We start from the raw sequence: 13,894 nt of genomic DNA on the forward strand, positions 1-13,894 counted from the left end.
AATAACGAAAAAGGAGTGCAACCTGTTTGCATTGTTTTAGGAGCAGTTCGCGCATGTGCCTTTGTACACCATGCTGGCACTGGCTGCCTTGAAACCTATTGGAATGTTTGTTTGAGGGATTTTAGACTGAGTTAGGCAATAAGTTTCGCCACATCCCACACAATGAAAGTGAATGTGTTGATCCTGTGGCTCGCATTCACAGCCTTCTTCGCAGAGCGCATACTTCACAGCACCGGTTCCATCATCAATACTGTGAATGAGCTTCTTGTCTTCAAAGGTTTTGAGGGTTCTATAAAGCGTAGCTTTATCTGCCCGTTCAAATTTTGTTTCCAGGTCACTGAGACTTATAGCAGCCCCTGATTCTACGAGCTTTCTTAGTACTAACAGCCGCATGGCTGTTGGCTTGATATCTCTATTTTCTAGTTTTTGTTCGAGCATTGTTCAGAATTTAAACTGAGAAAGGGAAACCGAAGTTTTGTCTTCCTCAACATTCGTCCAGGCAAAGAACAACGTACCATCAATTAATTCCATCTGAGGAAATCCACTTCCTCTGGATGCGCTGGTTTCTGAAACGATTATCGGATCGTTCATAGAACCATTTTTTGATACTTTTCTGAACTTAATGAGTGGTGTTTCTCCTTCCAGGTCAAGCCAACTTACATATGCTGATTGATTATCTATCATTACAATATCCACTCTACCAACCGAAACGGAATCGTCCACAATGATTGGCTCCTGAAAAGATGCTCCCGAATCATCCATAAAAGCAACCTTCACTTTTGCAATTCCCTCAGCAGCTGTAAACCAGGCTGTAGCTGTTGTATTTTCATAAGCAGCTATTCTTGGACCATTAACCGGACATCCGGCAATCTTCCATCCGTCTGAGTTTACTGCTTTGGATTCAGTCCAATTGTTATCAACAAATCTTACAAAGGACATATCTCGCATTTCTTCCTCTGAGCGATCACGGTAAACGATTACAGGTCCACCTAGGGTCATTGCGCCTCCTGTCTGGCAGCAATCACATACGCGAGAATCGAGCTCTGCTTTCTGTGTTAGGTTACCCATCATATCCAATGTGGCTGTCCGGATCGTCATTGCTCCTCCACCTCCGTGACCGCCGGAATCGTGATCACCACCTCCGGTATTGCGACCGTCCAGCCAGGAAAGTAAGAACGTTCCGTCATTCTTAGGTAGCATGGTTACAAATCCGTGCTCTGTTGGTGTGCCGTCATCATGGGGAATAATCGGTTCTGACCATTCGCCCCCGACTGGCTTATAGACCACATTCACATCGTAGGAATAGGTTCCTGAAGAACTCTTAGCCAGAAAATGAGCAATCATATTTCCTTGCTTATCCACTGCCATCATGGGATAGTCTGCCCAATTCACAAACCAATCGTTTCCTGATGCAATGGCTTCTGGTGTTTGCCAGATGTCTTCTTTCTGGACCGAATACTTCAGGTCGATCCAACCTGAATCCCTTTTCTCCACCCAGGACATATACAAAAGATCATCACCTCCTTTGATCAAATAAGGCAAAGAAGCATTGCTCTCTGCAGGGGACTCAACATTTTGGAGTGCAGAATTTTCTGTCGCCTTTTCTTGATTTTTCTGACAAGACGAAAGCAATAAACTGGCTATGATTAATGCGCTTAATAATTTCATTTTAGGTAGGTTTTAAGTTGTTCAATTTGTTCAGGACTATCCCATTCCCGTGCTCCAACAAGTGTTTCTAATAGCTGACCATCTTTTCCAATAATGAATGTGGTAGGCAAAGAATAGACACCTAAAGACTCTACAGAAGTTTGAATTTGAGTAAACGTGAGGTCAAAAGGTCGTCTTTCAGTGAATTGCTGAATCTTTATAAGGGATTCATCTGATGCAAGAAGTAAAACAAAGTCACCCGGCAATTCATTTTGCATCTTCACCAGATCGGGCATTTCCCTGATGCAAGGAGTGCACCATGTAGCCCAAAGGTTAAGAATGATAATTTTGCTTTTGAATTGCTCTTTGTCCAGCGTTTCACCTTTCAAATCTGCCAGTTTGATTTTACTGATAAACGTGTCCTTCTCCGGTTGACAGGAAATCAAACCAATTAGTAAAAACGAAATGATTAGCAGCTTTTTCATTGATTCTCAACATCAAACGCGACAGCTGTCTGATCCCATTTAATGGTGATTTGTCCGTTCTTATCGTCGATTTCACTGACCTCAAAAGTTAAGGACTCTACAACCTCATCCAGCTTTTGAACCGGAGCTGACACCCGAACCATATCATTTACCTGATCGTAATCATCCGCCAGGTGCATGTCCCAATCTTTACTGATAATGATCGTCCATTCTTCTTCTCTAGGAATAGTGAACAATCCATACTTCCCTGCTGGAATCTCTACGCTGTTGATGATTACATTTTTATCAAAAGAAATGGTGGTGGCCTTATGTGCTCCAGTAGCCCATACTGTGCCATAGCCAACCAATCCTCCGAAGATCATTCGGCCTCTTTTACCTGGTGATCCGTAATCAATATGCACATGGTTGTTCCCAATATTGGACATGGAAGCGGTTCGGGGACTCAGTGGCTTTTTCTTGGTGTCCTCTTTTTTAGCCTCATGCTCATGGTTTGCATGAGAATCCTTTTCATTGCTTTCTTGCTCACCTTTACCAGGGCTTCCACAACTAAAAAGCAATGCGAAAATTGTAAGTGTTAGTGCTGTCGTCTTCATGGTTTTTATTTTATCTTAATCTTAAACTGTTACCTATTACTGAAACGGAGCTGAGGCTCATGGCCAATGCTGCAAGCATCGGACTCAACAAAAGACCAAATACAGGAAAGAGCACTCCTGCGGCTATTGGTACACCTAGCATATTGTAAACGAAAGCAAAGAACAGGTTCTGCTTAATGTTTCTCATCACATCTGTGCTCAGCTTCCGAGCTCTCACAATTCCATCCAATTCTCCTTTAACTAATGTAAGACTAGCACTTTCAATGGCCACATCGGTACCAGTTCCCATGGCAATTCCTACATTGGCCTGAGCGAGGGCTGGAGCATCATTGATTCCATCACCGGCCATAGCTACAATCTTTCCCTCTTCCTGTAGCGCTTTGACTTTCTCGTATTTGTTTTCCGGTAACAGATCCGCTTCGTATCCATCTAATCCAAGCTTATCTGCAACCGCTTTGGCTGTATTCTTATTGTCACCAGTGAGCATAATCACCTCCAGTCCTTGGTCCTGCAAATGCTTAATAGCATCAGCGGATGATTCTTTGATTGGGTCAGCTACGCTGATGAACCCTGCCACTTCCTTATCAATCACTACAAACATGACCGTTTGTCCTTCCAGCTGTCTTTGCTTCACATCTTCGTCATGCTCCTGATCCAGTGTTAAATCAAATTCCTCCAGGAGCTTTTTGTTGCCAATGGCTATTTGCAGCCCATCTACTTTGCCTGTAATGCCTTTACCAGTAATGGAGTTAAAATCGTCAACCTTCTGAGGTTTCAGTCCTTTATTTTCAGCTCCCTCGACAATGGCATGTGCCAATGGATGTTCACTATTTGATTCGAGTGAAGCGACATTCTTAAGAATGTCGTCCGCATTATGTTTATCAGTAATTGACTGAACATCCTGCAAGGATGGCTTCCCTTGTGTTATCGTTCCCGTTTTATCAATGACAAGTGTGGTCACCTTGTGCATTTCTTCTATGGCTCTTGCATCCTTTACCAAAATCCCCTGCTTCGCACCTTTTCCAGTTCCAACCATGATCGACATGGGAGTAGCTAGTCCTAATGCACATGGACAGGCAATGATTAGCACGGTCACGGCGCTGGTGAAAGCATAAACCAACTTAGGATCAGGACCCCAAATCGCCCATACGGCAAAAGCTATGATGGCAATTGTAACGACGATAGGAACAAAATAGCTGGACACTTTATCAGCCAGATTCTGAATGGGTGCCTTTGTCCGACTGGCTTTATTGACCATCTCGATGATCTGGGATAGCAGTGTATCACTTCCTACTTTCTGCGCTTTCATTTGAAAGGAGCTGGTACCATTGATTGTCCCCCCTATCACGTGATCTCCTTCCGATTTCTCAACGGGAACAGGTTCACCTGTGATCATCGATTCATCGATACTGCTTTTTCCTTCGGTTATCTCACCATCTACAGGGATCTTTTCACCAGGTTTAATCTTAATGATGTCATCCAGCTTCACATGTTCCAATGGAATCGTCATTTCCTCACCATCTCTAATGACCGTTGCTTCAGGTGGTACAAGGTTGAGAAGCTCCTTGATGGCAGAATTGGTTTGACTTCTTGCTTTTGCTTCCAATAATTGTCCTAATAGGATCAGGGTAAGAATGACCACTGCAGCTTCAAAATATAAGTGAACAGCTCCTCCCTCTGATTTGAATTGATCAGGGAAAATATCAGGAAACAGCAAGGCAAAAATGCTAAACAGGTATGCAGCTCCAGCTCCCAAGGTGATGAGTGTCCACATGTTCGGTGAGCGGTTGATGATGGATTTGTACCCTCTCACAAAGAAATTCCAACAAGAGTAAAAGATGACTGGTGTACTCAATGCAAACTGCACCCAACCCCAGGTCTTTTCGCTTGCGATTCCAGATAAAGAAACACCTATCATCTCACTCATGGCGATAAAGAAGACGGGAAGTGTGAATGCCACCGAAATCCAGAACTTGGTCAGCATTTTCTTGTATGCTTTCTGTTCCTCCGAACCATCATCAGCAGAAGCTTTTTTCGGTTCCAAATCCATTCCACATTTCGGACATGATCCCGGATGATCCTGCTCTACTTCAGGGTGCATCGGGCAGGTGTAAATGGTTTTTGAACTTTCTTCCTTTTCTAAATCCATACCACACTTTGGACAATCTCCTGGCTTGTCGTATTTCTTATCCCCTTCACAAAGCATGGGACAATAGTATTTGCCAGATCCTCCAGTGTCCTTCTTTTTAATTTCCGGCATGGGATGGTGATGATTCTCGTGAGACCCTGGAAGGTGAATGTCATAGCGATCTCCGTCCTTTTGCAAGGCTTCTTTAAGTGTTTCAATTGGAATATGAGACTCCATTTGAACAACCGCTTCCTTATTTGCTAAATCGACAGAAACATCAGAGATACCCTCAACTGCTTTGAGCGTTTTCTCTACATGACTCTTGCAACCATTGCAGGTCATTCCGGAAATTTGATACGTGTGTTTCATTTCATTAAAAAGTTAATGAAACAAAGTTCGGAGGTGCAAAACTGAATCGATTTCATAATCATGGATTTGATTTACACAATCTTGTCAAGAGGTTTTCTATCCGATTGAAACATGGTCTTGTACTCTGACATACTAAGTCCTGTTTCTTGTTTGAACTGCCCGGATAAATGATTGATGCTGGAATAATCAAGTATGGAAGCAATTTGAGAAAAGGAATGGGAACCATCCTGAATCAGCTCTTTGACCTTCTCGAGTTTCAATCGTAGGAAATACTTCTCAATGGTAATGTGTTCCCTTTGAGAGAAGACTTTGCTTAGTGATGAATAATCCCTTCCCAATTCATCAGAAATCATGGTCGAAAGCTTGTTCTTTCGCTGAATGGGAAGCTGGTCAATCATGTTAATGAGAAACACCTTTATTCGCTCGACAATTATTTCTTCCTTACTTTCTATTAATTCAAAACCATGTGCTTCAATGGTACCGGCGATGGATTCAAGATCAACTGATTTTGGATCAATCTCAAGCACTCCTAATTCAATAGAATGCACCTCCACACCGAGGGTGGTCAACTCGTCTTTGATCACTTTCTTGCAGCGATCACAAACCATGTTTTTGATGTGGAGGGTAGTCATGATTACAGTTCTTCAGTTACTTTTCCGCACTTCAGCATCTTGTCACCGAAGTATGGATTTCTGATCTGATCTGACATGCTCAACCAGCTGGCTCCTGTATTGTCAAAAGCCATCGGACAGTACTGTACATAAACTCCATCTTCTGAATCATTGGCTTTTAATGAAGCAATGAGTCCGTCAGTCACCGTTTTGAAAGCTGTTCGTTGGGCTTCTACATTGTCACTGGATGCGATTGTTTTTGTAGCCTCAACGATATCGGCACTCCAATTCTCCTTGGTTGCAGATTCAGCGAGTTTAGCCGCTGCATCTTTCGCTGCTGAAGCATCAGTCTGAACCAAAGCATCTTTGAGTGCCATGTAGTCAGAAATGCCGGAAGATGCTTCAGTAACCTCAGTTTTTGCCGCCTCTTTAGTTTCAGCTTTCTCTTCCTTTTTTGCAGAGCTGCAAGAAGCAATAGCCAATGCAAGCCCAAGTGTCAATAGTGTTGTTTTCATCGTATTTAAGTTAAAGTTTAATTGATTGATTCATTTATATGTTCTTCTACATTCCCACAGGTGAGCATGGCATCACCGAAATATGGATTCAGGATTTTATCCGAATCGCTTAGCCAAAAGGCTCCTGTGTTGTCAAAAGCCATTGGACAGTATTGTCGATAGCCATCTACTTCTACCTGGTATTTTTTTAGTGAATGGAACAGCTGATCGCTCAAGGGTGAAAGCATCATTCGAGCTTTTTCCAGATCAGTTTCATTTTGAATACCTTCAGTGGATTTCTGCAGTATGTTCAGGTCTTTCATCCATTCCATGTGTGCTTCATCCTTTACCAACTTCATATCCACTTTTTCAATAACCTTTTGAAGAAATTTGGCTTCCTTGCTTGCTGTATTTACATCACTTTCAATGAGCGCATCCTTCACTGGTAGATAGGCTGAAAAGACCGCCTGAAGTTGCTCCTTAAATTCAGGATCACTTTCAAACGTTTGTTCAGATTCATTCACCTGAAGCATGTTCATTTGATTATTGCTTTGTGAGGATCCTTGGTTCATTCCACTATGATCATGACCTGTCATGGCAGCTCCACCTTCCGGTGACATCATCGATGGCTTGCCTGCAAGTTGGGCCGCAGCATCAATACTGAAGGTTCCATTCACGGCGATTTCTTCGCCTGATTCCAACCCTTTCTCAATGATGTAAGCATCTCCAAGTGATGGGCCAAGCGTCACTTCCCGCATTTTGAAATGCAATCCCTGATCGGAGGATAGTTTCACATAAACCACGGATCGTTTTCCGGTCCACATCACTGCAGATTTGGGTACAGTCAATTGATCGACTGTCTTTCCCAGTTGAGCTTTCACTTCACCGGAAGCAAACATCTCAGGTTTCAGAATTCGATCATTGTTTTGGACGACTACTCTCGCTTTTGTCACACGAGTTTTGGGATTGATCACAGGATCGATGTAATCAATCTTGTCTTTAAACGTTTGTCCCGGAAGTGAACTAATATTGAATTGAATTGAATCACCTTTTTTAATCCAGGACAGGTCACTTTCATACACATCGAATTGTACCCAAACTCTGGATAGATTGGCAATCTCATATAGGGTTTGTCCTCTGTTTACATAGTCTCCAAGATTGACCTTCTTGCTAGTTACATAGCCCGACTGATCCGCTAGTACAGGAAACTGATCCTGAGTCTTTCCAGTAGATATGATCTGATCTATTTGAGATTCGGTCAGCTTCCAGTTCTTCAGCTTTTCCCTGGCCGCCCGATATAGATTGGGCTGACTTTCTCTGATTTTATAAGCTTCGAACAGCTCTTCCTGAGTAGTTACCAACTGAGGTGAATACAAATTTGCAATCACGCTTCCCTTACTGACATACTCTCCTGTAAAATTCACAGCAAGCTTTTCAATCCTTCCTGGAAAGTGTGTGGTCTGGCTGAAGATCAATCGTTCATCTTCCTGCACTTTGCCGTTCAAGCGAATGGTTTTCATTGCTGATTCACTACCTACAATTGCCGTAACAACATTGGCCAACTGCATCGCAGTAGGTGACATGGTAATGGCCATAGGATCAATACCTTCTCCATTGTCGTCTTCTAATGGTATGAGATCCATCCCACATATCGGACAAGCGCCTGCTTCATTTTGTCGAATCTGCGGATGCATAGAGCATGTCCAAACGGTCTCTCCGTTGATGACTTCAGTGTGCGAATGTTCCGCTTCCGAACTTCCACCAAAAAAGGCCCATCCAAGCAGCAAACCACCTGCGAGGGTTGCTACAATCACAACGATTAGTGTTCTTATGGATATTTTCATTTCAATACTTTTTAGCTGTCAAATAATTAAGCTTAGCCACTGCAACGTGATAGTCCATCATCGCTGTAGCCTTCATTTTTTTATACTTTAAGAGTTGTTGTTGCGTACGCAATACCTCTTCGAATGCTGTTCCTGAGTTCCCATATGCTGAAAGTAGGAGGTTAAGCACCTGCTGCGTCTCAGCAATTTGCTCGTCATAGAGCTGTAGAAGTTCCATTTGTTTTACTCGGTCGAAATCAGCCATTTCATATCCGGATATGAGCTGATTGATTCGATCCTCTTTTTGAAGTGAATAACTATCCTGCATCAGTTGAGCTTCCTTCTTTGCTGATTTGTACTTTCCTCTGAAAATGGGGATACCCACAGTGACCATAGGCATCAAAGCGTTTTGGCCATTGTCAGGAACAGACATATCCGAGCGTTCACTGACAATCACGTAATCCAAACCCACCCCTAGCTTTGGCAATCCTTGCTTCTCAGCCAAAACCTCTTGCTTCTTGCTTGCCTCCAACCGAATTTCCAATTCATCCAAGACAGGATTATTGGCCAGTAATGAATCTCGATTGATTGCCAGATCGGTGACCATTAGGGAATCTGTAACTACCACGTCAGCATACTCTTCTCTATTCAAGAGCTTGTTGAATGAGGTCACCAATGGTTGCTTTTTCATTCTGAGAATTTCCAAATTGGTCAATGCATCCTTGAGCATGATGTCCACTCTAAGTACATCAACCAATGTCCCTTGATCATTTTCAAACCTAGTGGTTGCAATGGTCTTGTATGACTCAAGGATTTCTGCATTCTCACTTTCCAGCTCAATCCATTTATCCAATTCATAGAGCGGATAGTAGGCCACCGCAACTTGATAATAAAGCTTATTCCGAGCATCCAAAAAGACCTGATATTGAGCTTCTGCATTCAGGGTAGCTACATCACCGCTTGCTTTTAATGTTCCAAACCAAGGGAACATTTGAGTGAGTGAGAACCGTGCTCGCTGTGGGCCAACTCTTGTTTCAACCGGAGAGATAAAATATCCAAATGAAAAGGTGGGGTCCTGTAGGCTGTTAGCCTGAGGAATTCTTTCCAATGCTGCTTCGAAAGCTTTGTACTTGGCTTCTAGTCCAGGATTGTTTTCCGCTGCAAATTGAAAGTATTCCTCTAAAGTTTGAGCACTTCCTGGAAGCACCACACTTAAGGTCATTACTATGATTAGATACTTTTTCATTGCTTATTCAGTTTTCGTTCTTCACGCATACAGTACAGTACCGGCACCACGAAATAGGTGATTGCCGCCACGGCCATTCCTCCAAAGGCTGGGATTGCCATTGGGATCATTATATCAGATCCTCTTCCGGTAGATGTAAGAATTGGAAGTAAGGCAATGATGGTCGTGGCAGAGGTCATCACAGCCGGTCGGATTCTTCGTAACCCTGCTTCTACTACTGCCTCACGTATTTCGGGGATCGTTTTGGTCCTGTTCCGATCAAAACTTTGATCCAGATAAGTGCCCATCAACACGCCATCGTCCGTTGCTATTCCAAATAAGGCAATGAAGCCTACCCACACCGCTACACTGAGGTTGATGGTTTTGATCTGAAAGAGGTCTCTGAAGTCAACTCCTAGTAATGAGAAGTTGAAAAACCAATCTTGACCGTAAAGCCAGATCATGATAAATCCACCACTAAAAGCCATGGCTATTCCGGTGAATACCATCAGGGAAGTAGTCGTGGATTTGAATTGGAAATAAAGGATCAGGAATACGATCCCCAACACCACCGGGACAATGATGGCCAATCGCTTTTCAGCTCTCACCTGGTTTTCATAGCTACCCGAGAACTTGTAACTAATTCCAGATGGAACATCCAACTCCCCGCTATCAATTCGCTCCTTGATGGTGCGCTGAGCATCATTTACTACATCCACTTCTGCGTAACCATCTCGTTTATCAAAAAGGACATAACCAACAAGGAAAGTCTCTTCACTTTTGATGGCTTGAGGTCCCCTCATATATTCAATGTCTACCAACTGCCCGAGTGGAATTTGTGCTCCTGTCGGGGTTGGGATCAATACCTTGGCCAGCGATTCAGGATCGTCACGGAGCTCTCTAGGATATCTAACTCGTACAGGAAATCGTTCTCGCCCCTCAACTGTCGTGGTGACCTTCATGCCACCTATGGCAGTTTCAATGGTTTGCTGAACATCTTCAATGCTCAGTCCATATCGAGCGATCTGCTCTCTGTTAATGTTGAGATGCATGTAAGGTTTTCCAACTATTCTGTCAGCAAAGACAGCTTCTGTTTTGACGGATGGAACTTGTTTAAGGATCTCCTCCAGTTGCAAACCGAAATCTTGTATCGTCTGCAGGTCCGGGCCATAAACTTTGATTCCCATTGGGGCTCGCATGCCTGTTTGGAGCATAACCAACCGAGTCTCGATCGGCTGCAACTTTGGAGCTGAAGTCACGCCAGGGATTTTGGTCACCTTAATTATCTCATTCCAGATATCATCCGGAGACTGAATTTCTGGTCGCCAGTTGCGGAAATACTTTCCATTGTCATCTTCAATTAGTTGGGATTGCTTGATCCCTTTTTGAAGCGCATCTTCATTGCTGATGAATGTTCCATCGGTCAACTCAAAACGCCCATCGTCATCAACTCTAAATCGTATCCTTCGACCACTTTGGTTCACCATGTATTCCGACTTATAATTGATCACATTCTCATACATGGAAATTGGTGCAGGATCCAATGCTGATTCCACTCTACCTAGTTTACCGACCGTCAGATCAACTTCAGGAATATTGGTTAGCAACATATCCAGCTGACCAACCACCTTCCGATTGTACTCAATGCCTGAATGTGGCATGGAAGTAGGCATAAGCAAGAAACTTCCCTCGTCCAGTGATGGCATAAACTCTTCGCCAACACCAGGAAAAGCATGAGCGAATGTCGACCAGCCTTTGGAGGACTGAACCTCAACACCCATCGCCTCCAAACCTTTGGATACAAATCCAAATACCGAGCTGAATCCTAGCCAGATATTGACTGCTAAGAGGATTAGAAAAGTTGGAATGAGCATGAATTTGACCTTATTGGCCAGGCACCATTTTAGTATCGACTTGTAGTAATATTGAAGCAACGTGAATGCTCCCAGAATAACACCAATCAGAAGCGCAACAAAAAGCACGTTCGTAAATACACTTTTGCCGGCTCCAAGTGGAAGCCAATATTTACCAAGTAACCAAACCACACCGATTACGGCCAGGATCAATTCAGCCTTATCAATGACTCCAGTATACCATTTTTGAGGTCGTTCTTTTCTTTTATACCAAGCTTTGAAGAAAACCAGTGATCCGAAAAGCAGCATCATGATCCCACCCCAAATCTGGCCGAACGCTAATCCTACAATCCCAATGAGGATCAAGCCAAGGTTTACGACTTGTTGCACCTTCTCATTTTTAATTCTGGCTCCAAAGAACCAGTAAGCCAGTGTTGGTAAAATCAATAGTGACACGATTAGTGCAGCAACAAGAGCAAAAGTTTTAGTGAAGGCCAGTGGCCCGAATAGTTTGCCTTCAGCTGCCTGCATAGTGAATACAGGGATAAAGCTGACAATGGTTGTTGAGACAGCTGTGAGTATTGCAGTTGCTACCTCAGCTGAACCATTGTAAATCGTTGTGATTAACTTCTGTTCAGGAGGAGCTTCATCGAGATGCTTTATGATATTCTCAGAAAGTATAATCCCCAGATCGACCATCGTTCCAATGGCAATGGCAATTCCGGAAAGTGCCACGATGTTAGCATCTACACCAAAGTAGCGCATGGCAATAAACACCATAAGTACGGAAATCGGAAGAATACTTGAAATCAGAAATGAGGCTCTGAGATTGTACACCATGACGATTACTACCAAAATGGAAATCAGGATTTCCAATGAAAGTGCCTCTTCAAGTGTTCCCAGTGTTTCATAAATTAATTGGGATCGATCATAGAAAGGCACAATAGTCAACTGGCTCTCTGTCCCATTGGCTAGTGTTTTCTTTGGAAGTCCTGGAGCGATCTCCTTAATCTTGTCCTTGACATTGTTGATGACCTCCAGTGGATTTGCACCATATCTGGCGACTACCACTCCACCTACTACTTCAGCTCCGTCTTTATCTAGTAATCCTCTTCGAGTAGCCGGGCCAAGTGATACACGACCAATGTCCATAACTCGGACAGGTACATTGTCTTGAACAGCAACAACTGCTTTCTCCAAATCTTCAACGGATTTGATATAGCCTAACCCTCTTACCAGGTATTCGGCCTGATTGATTTCAATGGTTTTAGCTCCAACATCTTTATTCGATTGCTTGACAGCCGTCATGACTCTATGCAGCGGGATGTTATATGCCAAAAGCGCATCCGGATTTACGTCAATCTGGTATTCCTGAACAAATCCACCAATTGAAGCTACTTCTGAAACTCCTTCGGTAGCATTCAATCCATACTTCACATAGAAATCCTGCACGGTGCGGATCTCATGCAAGTCCCATCCTCCTGTAGGATTTCCACTCTTGTCCCTTCCTTCTATGGTGTACCAATACACCTGTCCAAGTGCTGTCGCGTCTGGGCCTAGGGTAGGTTGAACTTCATCCGGCAGTAATCCTGATGGAATGGAATTGAGTTTTTCCAGAATTCGAGATCGACTCCAGTAAAATTCAATGTCTTCATTGAAGATGATGTAGATACTTGAAAAGCCGAAGATGGATGAGCTTCGGATGGATTTAACGCCCGGGATACCTAAAAGATAGGTAGTCATTGGGTAAGAGATCTGATCTTCAATATCCTGAGGTGACCGTCCTTGCCATTGAGTGAATACAATCTGTTGATTCTCCCCGATATCGGGAATGGCATCCACAGGCACAGGATCAGAAGGTAATGAGCCGACTTTCCACAGGGACGCCTGACCGCCGAACGGTGCTGTCACAATTCCCCAGGCAATGAAGCCAATGAGAATTAGAACAGTTACCAGCCTGTTTTCTAAAAAGTATTTTATGATTCGATTGAGCATAATATGTTTTGAGTTGAAACTGAAACATCAGTCCAAAATGGGCATTGATATACCCCGCCTGACAAACTTGTCAGAACATACTATGCGTATTATATAATGAAGACCTGGTGAAGTGTTGATATGTCCTCCGTGACCAGAGGTGGGTCGTACTCCGTGTATTGTGGATTTACCTCATCTACTGAAAAGACATCAAGATATGAGACAACAAATGCCGCAACAAACTCGAAATTCAGTGTACTTTGCTCTATAGTTGGTTTAAACTCATCCTCAACTTCTATGCTGAGGTATTCATTCTCGCAACAAGGCATTTTATCCAGATAGGTTTTTCCGTCGGACTTGCCTTCACATTCTTTATCCATGTCAGCCATTCCACAATCCAGGTGCTCATGTCCAATCATCAATTTGGCTTCTACAGCAAGTCCCCCACAGAAGTGAGTTCCTACGGCAAAACCCAGATGACTTGTAAGCATCAGGAGTGCAAGCGATATGGATATAATCTTTTTCAACCAAACAAATATACGAAAACTGAAAAGGAAGGATTTACAGAATTATGGGAGAGAGTTATATGATTTCAATTTCAACCCATCATAATCCGTATTAATTGAGCCTAAATCACTCGGTTACCTATTCGGTTACCATATTGAGTCCTTGACTCGTAACTAATTGATATA

The 13,894-nt window shown here is 43.2% G+C and carries 11 protein-coding genes; all 11 read right to left on the reverse strand.

All coding sequences use genetic code 11. The annotated features are described in order from the left end of the window. Positions 1-36 precede the first annotated feature (36 nt). Positions 37-438, reverse strand: a complete 402-nt coding sequence (locus tag RLN88_RS00830) for a Fur family transcriptional regulator (protein WP_349563625.1) — start codon at positions 436-438, stop codon at positions 37-39. Between the two features lie 3 nt (positions 439-441). Beyond that, positions 442-1,668, reverse strand: a complete 1,227-nt coding sequence (locus RLN88_RS00835; RefSeq protein ID WP_350219478.1) for an exo-alpha-sialidase — start codon at positions 1,666-1,668, stop codon at positions 442-444. Then, entirely contained in the window at positions 1,665-2,132 is a 468-nt protein-coding gene (locus RLN88_RS00840; RefSeq protein WP_350219479.1) for a TlpA family protein disulfide reductase, read from the reverse strand. The genes RLN88_RS00835 and RLN88_RS00840 overlap by 4 nt, the downstream gene beginning before the upstream one ends. Next, positions 2,129-2,725, reverse strand: coding sequence for a DUF2911 domain-containing protein (locus tag RLN88_RS00845; protein WP_350219480.1), 597 nt, complete (start codon positions 2,723-2,725; stop codon positions 2,129-2,131). The genes RLN88_RS00840 and RLN88_RS00845 overlap by 4 nt, the downstream gene beginning before the upstream one ends. Positions 2,726-2,735: 10 nt before the next feature. Further along, entirely contained in the window at positions 2,736-5,222 is a 2,487-nt protein-coding gene (locus RLN88_RS00850; protein WP_350219481.1) for a heavy metal translocating P-type ATPase, read from the reverse strand. A 71-nt stretch (positions 5,223-5,293) separates the two neighbouring features. Next, on the reverse strand, positions 5,294-5,854 hold the full coding sequence (locus tag RLN88_RS00855) for an AraC family transcriptional regulator (protein WP_349563630.1): 561 nt from the start codon (positions 5,852-5,854) through the stop codon (positions 5,294-5,296). 2 nt (positions 5,855-5,856) lie between these two features. Then, entirely contained in the window at positions 5,857-6,348 is a 492-nt protein-coding gene (locus RLN88_RS00860; RefSeq protein ID WP_350219482.1) for a DUF3347 domain-containing protein, read from the reverse strand. A 17-nt stretch (positions 6,349-6,365) separates the two neighbouring features. Further along, positions 6,366-8,171: an efflux RND transporter periplasmic adaptor subunit gene (locus RLN88_RS00865; protein ID WP_350219483.1), complete on the reverse strand. Its 1,806-nt coding sequence runs from the start codon at positions 8,169-8,171 to the stop codon at positions 6,366-6,368. 1 nt (position 8,172) lies between these two features. After that, entirely contained in the window at positions 8,173-9,396 is a 1,224-nt protein-coding gene (locus tag RLN88_RS00870; protein WP_350219484.1) for a TolC family protein, read from the reverse strand. Beyond that, positions 9,393-13,223: an efflux RND transporter permease subunit gene (locus RLN88_RS00875; protein ID WP_350219485.1), complete on the reverse strand. Its 3,831-nt coding sequence runs from the start codon at positions 13,221-13,223 to the stop codon at positions 9,393-9,395. Before RLN88_RS00875 ends, RLN88_RS00870 begins: the two co-directional genes overlap by 4 nt. 89 nt (positions 13,224-13,312) lie before the next feature. After that, on the reverse strand, positions 13,313-13,729 hold the full coding sequence (locus RLN88_RS00880) for an HYC_CC_PP family protein (protein WP_350219486.1): 417 nt from the start codon (positions 13,727-13,729) through the stop codon (positions 13,313-13,315). Positions 13,730-13,894 lie beyond the last annotated feature (165 nt).

The organism is Ekhidna sp. (assembly GCF_040223195.1).
Classification (GTDB): Bacteria; Bacteroidota; Bacteroidia; order Cytophagales; family Cyclobacteriaceae; genus Ekhidna.